Origin of the sequence: uncultured Oscillibacter sp. (genome assembly GCF_900544955.1) — a bacterium.
In the GTDB taxonomy this organism is placed as follows: Bacteria; Bacillota; Clostridia; order Oscillospirales; family Oscillospiraceae; genus Oscillibacter.
In genome coordinates this window covers 17,175-32,986 of the sequence record NZ_UQXD01000012.1, presented here as the reverse complement: position 1 = coordinate 32,986, position 15,812 = coordinate 17,175, and the positions used below count along the sequence as shown (strand labels likewise).

The following is a 15,812-nucleotide window of genomic DNA, read 5'->3' as shown; positions in this document are numbered from 1 at the left end:
GGTGCAATGCAATCCGATTTCCCGCCCGCCGGGCCCCGGAATTTTGTCACCAAATCGTTATGATTTCCGGGGAAAACCCTGCTATGATGAACCCATCAAAGGAGGTGTCCCCATGAGACGGATGGTTTCCCTACTGCTGATGCTGGTGCTGCTGGCGGGCTGCGCCCCGACCAACGCGCCGGAAGCGCCGGAGGTCCCGGAGGAACCGGCACCGCTCCTCTCCATGCCCGTCCCGGAGACCCCCCGGGAGGCGGACATGCTGAATCTCTACGCCGCCGCGGCCCAGGTGTACGACTGGTTCGACCTGGGCACCCTGCCCCTGGACCGGACGGACAGCCGCACCGAGGGAGATGCCGTCTACTACCGGGTGGACTGCCGGGATTTCCCCATGCCCACGCTGGCCGTCCAGAAAGCGACGGACAGCTACCTCCCCTATCGCGCCGCCGTCTCCATCGCCTCCCTGGCGGACCTGCGGGCCCAGGCGGAGACCTATTTCTCCCCGGCGCTGGTGGACGCCCTCTTCGCCCTGTCCCCGGACCACTACCGGGACTTTGACGGCGTGCTCTACGCCCAGGACGGCGCCCGGGGCGAGAATCTCTACCTTCTGGACAAGACCGTGGAGGTAAACCAGGCGGAGGAGGACCGGTGGATCGTGACCCTCACCTTCTGGGCGGACAGCTGGGAATGGGAGCGGCCCGACGTCACCATCGGCTATTCCCAGACAACGCTGGCGTATGAAAAGACAGAGGACGGCTGGCGGTTCACCAGCTTCTGCCCCAGCGACGGTCTGGACCTGGACGCAGACACGGTGTTCACCTTCTCCTACGACCCCGACACCTTCTCAAAGGAGGCGCAGGCGCGGAAGGACTGGTCCCATCTACAGTTGGCGCTGTTCCTCCTCCACTCCGACGGGGCCTATACGGAGGGCGCCAGCGACGATCTGTTCTTCCGCTTCCTGGACGCCCCCCAGGCGGTGCTCTCCGCCCTGGCGACCCTGCGTCCGGCGTGGCAGCAGACCGTGGCCGATCTCCTGGGCGGCGCCGCGTGGTACTGGCATCCGGACAGCGGCTACGGCGACCTCCTGCAGGTTCTCATGCCCGCCAATGACGCCGAGCAGGCCGCGGCGGAGGCGCTGCGCGCCGCCTACGACGATGCCGTGGCCAGAGGGGACGGCGGCCCGGGCCCCCTGGCGGCGGAGTTCGCCCTGATCGTGCCGGGGACGAAGGGCGTTTTGACCCTGGGTCCCCAGGAGGGTACCTTCCCCTGGGGCTACGACCTGGAGGGTACCGTCACCCACACCGGCAGCGGCGACACCTTCGGCACCGTGTATGAGCTGGACTGCGGAACCCTTCAGCTGGCCTATTCCGTCCAGGACGGCGTGGAATACCTCTATAAACTCTCCACCACCGTCCCCTACGACCAATCCGAGGGCTATCTCTGCACCGCCCGGGGCCTCTACTGCGGGTACAGCGAGGAGAGCCTGCGGCGCACCTACATCCAGGCGGTGAAGATCGAGGGCGCGTCCCCGGACCCCTACGACGCCTGCTACCTCTACGAGCCCGGCGGGGACGCCGGCTGCAAGCACATCGCCATCTTGGTAAAGGACGGCGTGGTGACGAAAATCGAGATGGAGGACCTGCGGGATGTCCGCCTGCTGGACCCCTGACGCCCTCCTCCCCCATCCCGCCTGAAATCGGCGGGATGGGGGATTTTTCTCTTGCAATTCCCCATTTTCTGTGATATAAGTAGGAGTTGTTATCAGCGATGAACGGGAAAATAACCGCGAGACGCCGCCAAGAGAGGTCTGGTCACCGGCTGCAAGCCAGACTGCGGACGCCCGGTTTGGTTCGCCCGGGAGCTGCCGTGGAGACACGGCGGACGCCCTCCGTTACCGGGGCGGCAAGTGCGCGCCGGAAGGCGCGAATCTGGGTGGTACCGCGGAAGGCAGGCCTTTCGTCCCAACGGGGGGACGGGGGGTCTTTTCTTATGCCCCGGGGCGGATGCCACGGGCCGTCAGGCCCGCCCGCCCGGCGCCGGCGCGCCGCTCTCTTCTCCGTCATCCACATCCGAGAAAAGGAGTTATTCATGATGAAAGAACAACTGGAAGCCATTCGCAAGCAGGTGCTGGGGGCCGTGGAGGCCGCCGGCAGTACGGCGGCGCTGGAAGCCATCCGGGTGCAGTACCTGGGCAAAAAGGGCGAGCTCACCGCCATGCTCAAGCAGATGGGCAAGCTCTCCCCGGAGGAGCGGCCCGTCATGGGCCAGCTGGCCAACGACGTCCGCGCCGCGGTGGAGGCGGCTCTGGAGCGCCAGGCCGCCCGCCTGGCGGAAAAGGCCCTGGCGGAAAAGCTGGCATCGGAGGCCCTGGACGTCACCATCCCCGGCAAGCGGCTGCCGGTGGGCCACAAGCACCCCATGTACACGGTGCTGGACGAGATCAAGGAGATCTTCATCAACATGGGCTTTGAGATCATGGACGGCCCGGAGATCGAGCAGGCGGACTACAACTTCACCAAGCTCAACGCCCCGGAGGACCACCCCTCCCGGGAGTGGTCCGACACCTTCTACCTGACGGAGGACTCCTCCATCCTGCTGCGCTCCCAGACCTCCCCCATGCAGATCCGGGCCATGGAGACCTACGGCGTGCCCATCCGCATGATCTCCCCCGGCCGGGTGTACCGCAAAGACGAGGTGGACGCCACCCACTCCCCCATGTTCCACCAGATCGAGGGCCTGGTGGTGGACAAGGGCATCACCATGGCGGATTTGAAGGGCACGCTGAACGCCGTCATCCGGGAGATTTACGGCCCCGACACGAAAACCCGCTTCCGCCCTCACCACTTCCCCTTCACCGAGCCCAGCTGCGAGATGGACATCCAGTGCCACAAGTGCGGCGGCGCGGGCTGCCCCACCTGCAAGGGCGAGGGCTGGATTGAGGTGCTGGGCGCCGGCATGGTCCACCCCAAGGTACTGCGCAACTGCGGCGTGGACCCGGACGTGTACGCCGGCTTCGCCTTCGGCTTCGGCCTGGAGCGGCTGGCCATGGGCCAGTTCAAAATCAGCGACCTGCGGCTGATTTTTGAAAACGACATCCGTTTCCTGGAGCAGTTCTGATCTCTCCCGGGAGCGCGGGGCCCGGCGCACGCCGCCCCCCCTCCCGTCTTTCCAATCCCTAATTCATGAAGGAGTTTATGCGCTATGAAGCTATCGAGAAAATGGCTGAAGGACTATGTGGACATCGGGCCTGTGAGCGACCGGGATTTCGCGGATGCCATGACCCTCTCCGGCTCCAAGGTGGAGGTCACCGAGGTCCTGAATGAATCCCTGAAAAACGTGGTGGTGGGCCGCATCGTCTCCATGGAACGCCACCCCGACTCCGACCACATGTGGGTCTGCCAGATCGACGTGGGCGGCGACGCGCCCATTCAGATCGTCACCGGCGCCTGGAACATCCACGCCGGCGACCTGGTGCCCGTGGCCCGGCACAAGTCCCTGCTGCCCGGCGGCGTGAAGATCGAAAAGGGCAAGCTGCGGGGCGTGGCGTCCGAGGGGATGCTGTGCTCTTTGAAGGAGCTGAACCTCACCGCCGAGCACGACTACCCCGGCGCCGTCATCACCCCCGCCGCGCTGCTGAACGACTACAAGCCCCTGGACCCCGCGAAGCCCTCCATCCCGGCGGACGTCCAGTCCGGCCACAAGCTCTTCGGCACGGTGATCGCCGCCCAGGTGACGGCGGTCCTTCCCGCCCCGGAGGGCTGGGCGTGCACCCTCGCCTACCCCGGCGAGGGCGGCCCCGCCGCCGTTACCACCCCCTGCTCCAACCTCCACCAGGGGGACCTGGCGGCCTATGACACGGCCAAGGGCCATATCTGCACCCTGGCGGACCTCCGTGCCGACCAGCGGGAGTTCCCCCACTGCATCCCCGACGGCATCTGGGTGCTGGAGGCGGACAGCGGGAAGCCCGGCGACGACATCGCCGCCCTCATCGGTGCCGACGACCACGTGGTGGAGTTTGAGATCACCCCCAACCGGCCCGACTGCCTCAGCGTCATCGGCCTTGCCCGGGAGGCCAGCGCCACCTTCCGGAAACCCCTTACCCTTCACACCCCCGAGATTCAGGGCTGCGGCGGCTCCATCGCGGACCATGTGGACATCGAGATCGAGGACGCCGACCTGTGCCCCCGGTACACCGCCCGCCTGGTGAAAAACGTGCGGATTCAGCCCTCCCCCGCCTGGATGCGGGAGCGGCTGCGCAACTCCGGCGTCCGGCCCATCAACAACATCGTGGACATCACCAACTACGTCATGCTGGAGTACGGCCAGCCCATGCACGCCTTCGACTTCTCCTGCGTGGACGGCGGGAAGATCGTGGTCCGCACCGCCCGGGAGGGGGAGACCATCCAGACCCTGGACGGCACCGTGCGCCACCTGACGCCCTCCATGCTGTGCATCTGCGATGAGGAGAAACCCGTGTGCGTGGCCGGCGTCATGGGCGGCGCCAACAGCGAAATCATCGGCGACACCGCCATGGTCCTCTTCGAGTCCGCCAACTTCAACGGTGCCTCCGTCCGCCGCACCGCCACCGCCCTGAACATGCGCACCGAGGCCTCCGCCCGGTACGAGAAGGGCCTGGACCCCATGAACACCATGAAGGCCGTTCAGCGGGCCTGCGAGCTGGTGGAGCTGCTGGGCGCGGGCGAGGTGGTGGACGGCGTGATGGACGTCATCGCCCGGGACAGCCTCCCCACCACCGTGAAGCTGGAGCCGGAGAAGATCAACGCCCTGCTGGGCACCGCCGTCCCCGAGGAGGAGATGCGCCGCATCCTGCTGTCCCTGGGCTTCGGCCTGGAGGGGAACACCATCCAGGTGCCCTCCTGGCGGGGAGACGTGGAGCACTACTCCGACATCGCCGAAGAGGTGGCCCGGTTCTACGGGTACAACAACATCCCCGACACCCTCTCCTCCGGCCTCAACGAGCGGCGGGGCTTCTCCCCGGTTCAGAAGGCGGAAAACCGCATCGGCGCCCTGTGCCGCACCGCGGGCTACAACGAGATCATCACCTACTCCTTCATCAGCCCCACCTACTACGACAAAATCGACCTGCCCACCGGCTCCCCCCTGCGCCGTTCCATGAGAATCCTGAACCCCCTGGGGGAGGACACCTCCATCATGCGCACCACCACCCTGCCCTCCATGCTGGAAATCCTGACCCGGAACTACAACTTCCGCAACAAGTCCGCCAGGCTCTACGAGCTGGGCCGGACCTATTTCGCCAAAGACGACGGCTCTGGCATGGCCCACGAGCCCAAGGTCCTCTCCCTGGGGGCCTACGGCGGCGGGATGGACTTCTTCACCCTGAAGGGCGCCGTGGAGAGCGTGCTGGAGGGCCTGCGGATCACCGGCGCGTCGTTCACGGCGGAGCGGGAGAACCCCTCCTACCACCCTGGCCGCTGCGCCAAAATCACCTGCAACGGGACGCTGCTGGGCGTCCTGGGCCAGATCCACCCCCACGTGGCGGACAACTACGGCGTGGACTGCGAGCTGTACGCCGCGGAGCTGTCCTTCGACGCGCTGTACGCCTGCCAGGGCGGCAAGCCCCTGTACCAGCCCCTGCCCAAGTTCCCCGCCGTCACCCGGGACATCGCCGTGGTGTGCGACGAGCAGGTGCCGGTGGCGGAGCTGGAGAGCTGCATCCGCCGGGGCGCCAAGGGCCTTTTGAAGGACGTGGCCCTGTTTGACATCTACACCGGCACCGGCATCCCCGCGGGGAAGAAGAGCGTGGCCTTCAACCTGACCCTTCGCTCCGACGAACGGAACCTGACCGCCGAAGAGGCCGACGAGGATGTGAGAAGCATCCTGGACCTGCTGAAAGACGAGCTGGACGCCGTATTGCGCTGATCCCTCATATGAATCCCCGCCAGGCAGATGCCTGGCGGGGATAGTAAAAATCTTTCGGAAAATTCCAGCTGAAACGCTTTACAGTTTTCCAAAAAGCGAGTATACTATCTTCATATTGGTCAACGCCCCAAAGAAAGAAAGGTGGTGTCTGTATGGACGATTTTACCCGAAAATTCAACATTGCGATGGATAAGGACGCGGAGATTCACCAGATTCTATCCACGGTCTATCAGGCATTGGAGGAAAAGGGCTATAATCCCATCAACCAGATCGTGGGTTATATCCTGTCCGAGGACCCCACCTATATCACCAACCACAACAACGCCCGGACCCTGATCCGCAAGATCGACCGGGATGAGCTGCTGCAGGTGCTGGTACGCCGGTATCTGGCCCAGTGAGGTTCCCTTTCAGCCGTTTCCCGCAGTGACCGGACCGCCCTCCCCGGGCGGCCTCCGGCCCTGCGGGATTTTTTCCGCCCAAATGGCCCGTTTCCCCTTGACCTAAAGCTGACTTTAGGGTATATGATGGGGAAAACGCAAAAGGGAGTTATGATATGAAGTATCGGACACTGGGCCGCACCGGCCTGCAAGTCAGCGAGATCGCCCTGGGCTGTGAGGGCTTTGTCCTCCAGGACGACGATTTCGCAAAGGCGCTGTTCCGCGCCGCCCTGGAGGCCGGAATCAACTGCATGGACCTCTACACCCCCAACCCGGACGTCCAGCGCCGGGTGGGCAGCGCCATCCGGGACCGGCGGGCGCAGTTCGTTCTCCAGGCCCACCTGTGCGCCATCTGGGAAAACGGCCAGTACCGGGCCACCCGGAAACCCGCGGAGGTGGAGGCCGCCTTCGAGACCATGCTGGCAAACCTGGGCACGGACTACGTGGACATCGGCATGGTCCACTATGTGGACGCCCCGGAGGTCTGGGAGGAGGTGGCCCGCGGCCCCGTCATGGCCTATATCCAGGAGCAGAAGCGGCAGGGCCGCATCCGCCATGTGGGCGTCAGCAGCCACAACCCGATTGCCGCCCTCCGGGCGGTGGAGAGCGGCCTCATCGACGTCTTGATGTTCTCGGTCAACCCCTGCTACGACCTGCTGCCCGGGGACGAGAACTGCGAGAATCTGTGGGTGGCGGACAGCTACGCCGGAAAGCTCACCAACATGGACCCGGACCGGGAGCGGCTGTACGAGACCTGCCAGAAGCTGGGGGTGGGCATCACCGTGATGAAGGCCTTCGGCGGCGGGGACCTGCTCAGCGAGGAGCTGTCCCCGGCGGGCAAGGCCCTCACCCCCGTCCAGTGCCTCCACTACGCCCTGACCCGCCCCGCCGTGGCCTGCGTCATGTCCGGCGCCCGGTCCCTGGAGGAGTTGCAGGCCTCCCTGGCCTATGAGTCCGCCACGGAGGAGGAGCGGGACTACGCCGCCGCCTTCGCCGCCTTCCCCCGCATCCGGTGGGAGGGCCACTGCATGTACTGCGGCCACTGCGCCCCCTGCCCCAAGGGCATCGACGTGGCCACGGTGACCAAGTTTTTAAATCTGGCCAGGGCCCAGGGCGGCGTGCCGGAGACCGTCCGGGAGCACTACGCCGTCCTCAGCCAACACGCCGGGGCATGCGTGGGCTGCGGCGCCTGCGAGAAGCGTTGCCCCTTCTCCGTCCCGGCAGCGGAGAACATGGCCCAGGCGGCCCGGGTCTTCGGCTACTGAGCCGCTCCGGACGGCGAACGAAAACGGACAGGCGCTTCTTTTAGAAGTGCCTGTCCGTTTCTCTTTTTCGGTCCTGCGGGGGAAGCCGCCCTCAGAGCAGCTCCTCAAACGCCGCACAGGGCATGGGCCGCGCCAGATAGTACCCCTGGGCATAGTCGCAGCCGATGCCCCGCAGGCGCTCCAGCTGTTCCTGGGTCTCCACGCCCTCGGCCACCACCTCCAGCTTCATCCCCCGGGCCAGGCTGATGATAAACTGCAAAATGCCCTGGCTGGCCGGCTTGGCCGTCTCGCTCTGGATGAATTTCATGTCCAACTTCAAAATGTCCACCGGCATCTCGTTGAGCATGTTCAGCGAGGAGTACCCGCTGCCGAAGTCGTCCATCTCCACCACGAAGCCCCGCCGCCGCAGCCGCCCCACCGTCTCGATGATCTCCCTGGGGTTTTCCGTATAGGCGCTCTCCGTGATCTCCAGGTGCAGCCGGGACGGCTCCAGCCGGTACTTCTCAAGGGTATTCATCAGGATATTCTCCAGGTCCGCGTTGTAGATGTCGGCCCGGGAGACGTTGACGGAGACGGCGATGCGGGTCAGCCCCCGGGCGTCCCAGTCCCGCAGCGCCGCGCAGGTCCGGTCCCAGATGTACTGGTCCAGCTTGGTGATGAAGCCGTTGCGCTCAAACAGCGGGATGAACTCCGCCGGGGACAAAAAGCCCCACTCCGGGTGAATCCACCGGGCCAGCGCCTCCGCCCCCGCCAGGGAGTCGTCCCGGAGGCTGTACTTCGGCTGCAGATAGATGGCAAATTGTCCCGCCTGGAGGGCGCTCTCCATGCCGGAGGTGATCTCCTGCTCCCGCAGCAGCTTGCTGCGCAGCGTGTCGTCGTACAGGGCGAAGTACTTGCCGTACTGGCCCCGGATGCTCCGGGCGGCCAGCAGCGCCCGGTCGCACATCTGCTCGATGGTCAGCGTCCGGTCCTCCACCGGGTAGACGCCCCACTTCGTCACGATGTCCTTGGCGTTGGAGAGGGCCTTGATCTGCGCGCCCACCTCCGCAAACAGCTCCTGGGTATAGTCCTGGGTATGCTCAATCAGCGCGGTGAACTGGTCCCCCGCCAGGCGGGCGCAGATCCCCCGCTCCCCCACATATTTCAGATACAGCCCGGCCACGCCGCAGAGAATCCGGTCCCCGGCGGGCACGCCGAACACGTCGTTGATGAGCTTGAAGTTCTCAATGTCCGAGCAGAGGATGTCGTAGGACTTGCCGGGGTTCCGCACCAGCAGCTCCCTGGCCTTCTGGTAGAAAAATTCCTTGCCGTACAGCCCGGTGAGCCGGTCGTACTGCACTAGATTGATGAGGGCCGCCGTCTCCCGTAGCTTGATGATGTTGGCCACCCGGTGCAAAATCACCTGGGGCTTGTAGGGCTTGGCCACATAGTCGGTGGCGCCCAGGGCCAGGGCGTTGACCTCATCCGACTCGCTGTCGCTCTGGGTGGTGACAATGACGGGGATGGCGGCAATCGCCGGATCCTCCTTCAGCGCGGAGAGGAAGGCGTATCCGTCCATCACCGGCATCACGATATCCAAAAGAATCAGGGAGACCGTCTCTCCCCGCTCCCGCAGAACCGACAGGGCCTGCAGCCCGTTTTCCGCCTCCAGCACGGTGTACTCCGCGGACAAAATGCCGCTCAAAAGCGCCCGGTTCAGCTCATTGTCCTCCACGACGAGGATCGTCCTCTTTGGTAACATATCCACACTCCATGTCATTCCATCATCTTCCGCTTCGCCGGTGACCGCTCGCGTTCCGCCCATATCGTCTTCCATCATACGCCAACGTAGGAATTATACCATACGGACGGGGAGGAATGCAATGCCATTCTGAATCCGCGCAAAGAGGCCTGCGGCAAACTGCCGCAGGCCTCTCCCCCGCGCCCGAAAAACGCCGGGTCAGCGATTCATATAGCGGTAGAGCATCACCAGAGCCTCCAGCCGGGTGGCGGTGCGGTTGGGGGCGAAGCCGCCCGCCGCGTCTCCGCTGACGATGCCCAGCCCCTGGGCGATGGCCGCGTAGCCGTAATACGCGGCTGGAATCCGGGCCGCGTCGGTGTAGCTGCACCGGAAGATGCCCGTCAGCCGGGCCGCCCGGCCGTAGCCCGCGGCGTCCAGCAGCAGCTTCACCGTCTCCGCCCGGGTCAGGAGATGGCCGTCGTCCCGCTCCGCAGGGGTGATGAGGCCCATGGCGTAGGCATAGGCGTACAGCCCCTCCGGGTCCTGGTCCGGGTTATACCAATAGCCCTCGGTGCTGGCCAGCAGCGCCACCATATCCAACTGGGTCAGGGGCCGGGCGGGCGCCAGGCTGCCGCCCAGCCAGCCCACGCCGTACGCCGCCAGTTCCTCCGCCTGCGGCCCGGCCCAGCAGCCCTCCAAATCGTCGTAGGCAATGGTAGCGGTTCCGGCGTCCTCCCCGGCGGCCACGGGCTTGCCCGTCTTGGCGTCAATGCCCGCCAGGTCCGTCTCCCGCTCCAGGGTGTAACTCAGTTTCAGGGCGTTTTGATAGGACGCCCCCTGCTCTAAGAGGGGCTTGGCCTCCGGCATGGACTCGTCCAGGGCCTGGGGCACCGCCAGATAGGCCAGCTTCACCGTGTAGGTGGCAAACCAGGCGTCCAGCGCCGCCTGGGCGGAGAGGATGCCGTCCGGGCCGTCGAAAACCGCGTCGGTGTCAAAGTCCCGGCTCAGCCCGCTGATGGAGCCGTCGTTCACGTCCACGGAGACGGACAGCCGGTTCTCGCAGAAGAAGTAGCCGTTTTCCCGCTGCGCATAGAGGAAGCTGTGGGACGCCCCGTAGCTCTCCCCGCTCCAGGGCGTGGCGCGGTAGAGGGCGCAGTCGGCGTAGTCCCCGCCCCACAGGGAGCGGAGGAACGCCTCCGCCGTCTCCTGGGCCGCGGCGGCGGTGACGGCGGCCCGGCGGGTCTTCTCATAGGGCGCCGTGCTGGATACCGCCTGAAGCGCCCCGGTCTTGGCGTCCACCAGGACCGTGCGGCGCCAGACGCCGTCCTCCGCCTGCCGGGCGTACTGGAGCCGGGCGGTCACGTCCCCGCTCTCCCGGTCCACGCTGTAGGTGCAGCCGGAGAGGGTGTAGCGGTCAAGTCCCAGCTCCCGGACGGCCTGCACGGCCCCGTCCAGGTCCTCCCTGCTCCGGACGCCCTCCAGCTTGGCAATGCCCGCCTGCTCCGCGGCGCTGAGGCCGGACTCCCCCTTGTCCATAGCCGCCTCCGCCTCCGCCGCGGCCGTATTGGCGCCGTTTACGGCAGCCCTGCCGCCGATCTCCCGGTACCGTTCGCTCAGATTCACCAGCTTTCCGGTGGCCGCGTCCACGTAGTACGCGTCGATGTCGTCGGGCAGATAGCGCAGCACGGCCCGCTCCCCCTCCAGCACATACTCCAGCCGCAGGGACAGCACGCCCTTGAGCAGCCCCCCGGCGGTCTGGGCCCCGGCGAAGGGCGCGGCGGAGGGGATGCCGCCCAGGTACGTCTCATAGAGATCATCCCGGGAAAAGCGGGTCACCGTGCCGTCCTCCGCCCACACCGTGACGGAAAAGCCGATGGGGGAGTCCAGCCCGTTGAGCCGGACCGTGCCCCGCAGCCGGTAGGACTGGGTGCCGGCCCGCAAAACCTGGTCCTCCCGGAACGCCGCCGTCTCCCCCGCAGTCAGCACCCGGTCCAAAAAGGCCTGGGCGGCGGCCTGGGCCTGCTGCCGGCTGACCGCCGGGAAGGTGGGCAAACCCTCGCCGTCGCGGCCCGCCGTCTGGTTCACGCTGCGGGAGTAGCTGTAAACCTTCCCGTCCTCTCCGGCGGTAACGCTCACACCGGCGTCCTCCCCGCTCCATTGCAGCAGCCAGCGGGGTGCCGCCCCCGCCTCCTGCAGCTCCCCGTAAAAGCTCTCGTACTCCTCTCCGATGTCCAGGGTCTCCTTCACCCTCCGCGTGACCTGGCTCAGGCGGCTGTCGGCGTTTTCCGCCGCCGCGGCCATGGGCAGCGCCAGACTGCCCGCCAGCACCGCCGCCAAAAACAGGCTGAGAACCTTTTTCATCCAATCTCCTCCATCCCTAAGAAATTTTGGGGCATTCTCCTTATTGATTGAGACGAAACGGTTTCCGGAAGGTTCCCTGTTTTTTGCCGCCGCGCCTAAAAATTTCCTCTCTGCGCCCCTTTTGGCAGGGAGGGAGCTCCCCGCCGCAAAAACGGCGGGGAGCTCCCTCCCGATTTCGATCCGGCATTCTCCCGGCGGCCAAGCCGTCCACTCACAGGACGCCGTACTTCGCGTATACCTCCGCCAGCAGTTTCCCCTCCAGAAGCTCCCGCTTCGTATGGCTCTCCCGCTCCCGCTTTTCAAACGAGCGCTCCACTACCTGGTCGAAAATGGCGGCGGGAATGATCACCACCCCGTCAAAATCCGCAAACACGACGTCTCCCGGCTCCACCCGGACGCCGCCCACCACCACGGGGCAGTCCATGGCGATCACCTTGCCCCGGCCGTTTGAGTCCAGGGGCTTGTAGCCGGAGCAGAACACAGGAAAGCCCAGCGCTCGGATCTCCTCCGTGTCCCGCATCAGGCCGTCCACAACCGCCCCCGTTCCGCCGCGCATTTTCGTGGCGGTGGACAGCAGCCCGCCCCACACGCCGTTGTTCGGGCTGCTGTTGGTGCATACGACGGGAACCTCCCCCGGCCGAATGGAATCAATGGATCGAATCTCCATCTCATAGGGGTTTTCCTCAACCGCATAGACGTCCACCGCAAGAATCGTCTTGGCCCGCCCGGCAAGTTTACAGTTATCCGCCTCCAGCGGCCGGATGGTACAGCTCAGCGCCTGATTCCGGTATCCCAGCGTATCCATCACATCGCAAATCAGCCCGGTATACAGTTCCCGCTTCATTTTCTCAAAGAGCTCCGCTTCCGTCATGGCATGTCCTTCCTTTCCGCAGGCTGCCCGCGCCTCTCAGCATGGCCGGTAGGCCTCCAGCTTCTGCATGGCGTTCAAAATCATCTCTCCCGTCACCTCGTACGGGACGCAGGAGATATCCCCCACCTGCAGCGTCTGCTGGATGATCGTCTCCAAATCCTCCTGGCGGACTTCAATATCCGCCATTTTCGTCGGCAGATGAATTGCCTGATAGAGGGGATAGAGCTCCTCCACCATCTCGTCCTTTCCATCCGCGAACAGCTGCACCAGCACGCCGTAGGAGACCAGCTCGCCGTGGAGGTGGTTTTTCTCGATGCGGGGGATGAAGGTCAGCCCATAGCACACGCAGTGCGCAATCCCCGTATTCAGCGTAACTCCCACCAGACCGGAGACCATCCCCGTGGTAATGACATTGGTCAGCACAATTTTCTCAAAGGCCTCGGACGTCACGTTGTTTTTGCAGTCCTCGATGGCCTGCGCCCCGTACTGGACCAGGGGCTTATAGCACATGGTGCCCGCCTCCACCCCCAGCGCCTGCTTGTAGGAGAGGGGCTTTCCCCTGGACGCCAGCTCCGTCTCGAAATGCTTCGCCATGGTATCGCCGATCCCCGCCCAGAGATACAGGTCCGGCGCCTTTGCGATGATCTCCGTGTTGATGAAAATATGCTCCACCGGCCTGCCCAGCTGCAGCGTGTCCCGGATCTCGCCGGTGGGATAGTACATAATCGCCTCGGCCGAGGAGGCCGCGCAGGTTGCCGCAATGGTGGGGAAGGCGAAAACCGGCTTGGGGCCGAGGAACCTGGCCGCGTACTTACAGGTATCCAGCGCCTTTCCGCCGCCGACGGCAAACAGCATGTCCGCGTTCCGATAGCTCTCGGACTGCGCCACCATCTGCGCATTTTCCAGGGAGGCCTCCCCGCCGTACCACAGGTATTCGATGATCTCTATCTCCGTGCCCTTCAGCACCTTCTCCAGGTAGGGCCGGGCAGCCACCAGCGCCCTGTGGCCGCCCACGGCAACTGCTTTTCTCCCAAATCTGCCGCAGACCTCCGGAACTCTCTCATATGCATCGGCCCCCACCGTATAGCAGGGCAGATACTGGAACATGTAATCAGACATGGATCGACGCTCCTTTCAAAATACCCCCATTGGGCCGCAATGTTCCTCTCTCGCATCTTCCTGACGGGACGTCCCGTCCCATCCGGCTACTCGGAAATTCCGTTTTTCCAAATCACAACTTCCTGAAAGTGTTCTCCTCCGCCTTTGTCCGCCGTTTCCTGCACCGGGCTGCGGCTTTGTCGGCATCTACATCTGCTCCACTTCTCCAATGCGGCAGCCAGTGCCGGTCAGCCATACAGAAGCCCGGGAATCAGCAGCGCGATCTCGGGAACCAGCGTCACCAGCAGAATCACCGCCACCGCTGAGACGATGAACGGCCATACATGCTTCAGCAGCGACTCAAACTTCACGCCGGCAATCCCCGCCGCAATGTACAGGCACTCGCCCACAGGCGGCGTCGCCATGCCGATGCACAGCGTCATGGTCACAATGATTCCGAAATGCACCAGGTCAATTCCCAGGGCGGTAGCCACCGGAAGCAGCACCGGGCACACCAGCAGAATGCAGGCAATCGTCTCCATAAAGCAGCCCATAAACATCAGCAGCACAATCACCAGCAGCAAAAACACCGTGGGCGACGAGGAGACGGAGGCAAACCAGTTCCCCACCAGCTTGGCAACCCCCTGGCTGGTCATCAGCCAGGAAAACGCGGAGGAGGAGGCAAAGATCAGCATAACCATCGCCGTGTTCATCGCCGCGCTGGCCAGGCACTTCTTCAGATTTTTGAAATCCAGCTCATGATAGATGAAGATTCCCGCCGCCAGTCCGTAGACCGCCGCCACGGCTCCGGCCTCTGTAGGCGTAAAGATGCCGGAGTAAATGCCTCCCAAAATGATGATCGGCACCAGCAGCGCCCAAATCGCGTCCTTAAAAGTGACCCAGACATTCCCCGGGCAAAACGTTTCCGTTGTACCGTAGTGGTTTTTCTTCGCCATAAAGTAGATCAGGATGGAAAAGCCGATGCAGTAAATGATTCCGGGGAGAATTCCCGCCGCAAACAGGGCGCCGATGGACTCACCGGCAAAGACGCCGTAGATCACCATGGGGATGGAGGGCGGAATGATGGGGCCCACCGTGCCGGCCACAGACTGCACCGCCGCCGCAAACTCCGGCGGATACCCCTTCTTCTTCATCTCCGGGATCAGGATGCCGCCCATGGCCGCCGTCGTCGCCGGCGCGGACCCGGACAGGGCCGCAAAGAACGCCGACGCCAGCACCTGCACATGAGCCAGGCCGCCGGAGAGCCAGCAGACCAGGGAATGGGCAAACCGGACCAGCCGTTTGGACATTCCCCCGGTCTCCATCAGCGACCCCGCCAGCATAAAGAAGGGGATCGCCAGAATGGTGAAGGAATTCACCGACGCAAACATCCGCTGCACCATCTGTGCCAGAGGGACGCCGCAGTAGACAAACGCGGCCAGCGTGGACAGGAAAATGGCAATTGCAATGGGAAAGCCCACCAGCAAAAACAACACCAGCCCGCCGAACAACAGGTATGTAACGGTCACTCCGATTCCTCCCCTCTCTCCTCTGCGATGCACTCCGCCGTCTTTGCCTTCGGCCCCCTGAGCAGCGCCGGCAGCTGTTCCACCAGCCGGGCGACGGTCAACGCGGAACCGAACGGAACCGAGAGCCAGGGAATCCACATGGGAAGCCGGGCCGCTGTGGATACCTGGTGCTTCACAATTTGATCCGCCATGCGCTCCGCGCCCACCACAAACAAAAGGACAAAGCAGGCGATCAGCACGATTTGAACCACCACGGCCAAAACCCTGGCCGCCTTCCTGGGCAGACGGTCCACCAGGAAGGAGACGCCGATGTTGGCCCCCATCCGAAACGCATACGCCGCGCCGCCGAAGGTCATCCAGATGATACCGAACTTGCAGATTTCCTCCGCCCACTGTAAAGACTGGCCCACCACATAGCGGGCAACCACCTGTATAAAGGCGATGACAACGACCACGCTCACAGCCGCCACGCCGATGTTCATCTCCAGATTCTCCCACATGCCGCGGAGCCGGAGCATGGCGTTCCCGCCCTGTTTTTTATGTTCTTCCTTTGACATAGCCGCCCCCTGTTCTTCTTTGATGAGATGAAAGGCCGGTTTCCCGGGAACGTCTCCCTGTATTTCGGGAGACGTT

The 15,812-nt window shown here is 64.4% G+C and carries 11 protein-coding genes; 5 read left to right on the top strand and 6 right to left on the bottom strand.

Annotated features, from left to right (window positions below; all coding sequences use genetic code 11):
- The first annotated feature begins 112 nt into the window (after positions 1–112).
- The 5 genes from QZS21_RS04555 to QZS21_RS04535 all read left to right on the top strand — a co-directional run bounded on the left by QZS21_RS04555 (position 113) and on the right by QZS21_RS04535 (position 7,600).
- Entirely contained in the window at positions 113–1,666 is a 1,554-nt protein-coding gene (locus QZS21_RS04555; RefSeq protein ID WP_295580758.1) for a hypothetical protein, read from the top strand.
- 422 nt (positions 1,667–2,088) lie between these two features.
- Positions 2,089–3,114, top strand: coding sequence for a phenylalanine--tRNA ligase subunit alpha (gene pheS / locus QZS21_RS04550; RefSeq protein WP_295580811.1), 1,026 nt, complete (start codon positions 2,089–2,091; stop codon positions 3,112–3,114).
- Between the two features lie 84 nt (positions 3,115–3,198).
- Positions 3,199–5,898, top strand: coding sequence for a phenylalanine--tRNA ligase subunit beta (gene pheT / locus QZS21_RS04545; protein WP_295580756.1), 2,700 nt, complete (start codon positions 3,199–3,201; stop codon positions 5,896–5,898).
- 152 nt (positions 5,899–6,050) lie between these two features.
- The gene (locus QZS21_RS04540; RefSeq protein WP_295580754.1) at positions 6,051–6,296 is read left to right on the top strand and encodes an IreB family regulatory phosphoprotein; all 246 of its coding nucleotides are present in this window, start codon (positions 6,051–6,053) and stop codon (positions 6,294–6,296) included.
- Positions 6,297–6,451: 155 nt separating this feature from the next.
- On the top strand, positions 6,452–7,600 hold the full coding sequence (locus QZS21_RS04535; protein ID WP_295580752.1) for an aldo/keto reductase: 1,149 nt from the start codon (positions 6,452–6,454) through the stop codon (positions 7,598–7,600).
- Between the two features lie 91 nt (positions 7,601–7,691).
- Here the strand turns inward: QZS21_RS04535 and QZS21_RS04530 are convergent, their stop codons facing one another.
- The 6 genes from QZS21_RS04530 to QZS21_RS04505 form a co-directional block, all read right to left on the bottom strand.
- Positions 7,692–9,341: a bifunctional diguanylate cyclase/phosphodiesterase gene (locus QZS21_RS04530; protein ID WP_295580750.1), complete on the bottom strand. Its 1,650-nt coding sequence runs from the start codon at positions 9,339–9,341 to the stop codon at positions 7,692–7,694.
- Between the two features lie 198 nt (positions 9,342–9,539).
- A complete protein-coding gene (locus QZS21_RS04525) occupies positions 9,540–11,681 on the bottom strand; it encodes a YcdB/YcdC domain-containing protein (protein WP_295580748.1) in 2,142 nt (713 codons plus the stop codon).
- Positions 11,682–11,892: 211 nt separating this feature from the next.
- On the bottom strand, positions 11,893–12,552 hold the full coding sequence (locus QZS21_RS04520) for an RraA family protein (RefSeq protein ID WP_295580746.1): 660 nt from the start codon (positions 12,550–12,552) through the stop codon (positions 11,893–11,895).
- 36 nt (positions 12,553–12,588) lie between these two features.
- Positions 12,589–13,671: an iron-containing alcohol dehydrogenase family protein gene (locus QZS21_RS04515; RefSeq protein ID WP_295580744.1), complete on the bottom strand. Its 1,083-nt coding sequence runs from the start codon at positions 13,669–13,671 to the stop codon at positions 12,589–12,591.
- 227 nt (positions 13,672–13,898) lie between these two features.
- Complete coding sequence (locus tag QZS21_RS04510) at positions 13,899–15,179, bottom strand: TRAP transporter large permease (RefSeq protein WP_295580742.1); 1,281 nt, start codon at positions 15,177–15,179, stop codon at positions 13,899–13,901.
- A complete protein-coding gene (locus QZS21_RS04505; RefSeq protein ID WP_295580740.1) occupies positions 15,176–15,736 on the bottom strand; it encodes a TRAP transporter small permease in 561 nt (186 codons plus the stop codon). Before QZS21_RS04505 ends, QZS21_RS04510 begins: the two co-directional genes overlap by 4 nt.
- Positions 15,737–15,812: the final 76 nt, after the last annotated feature.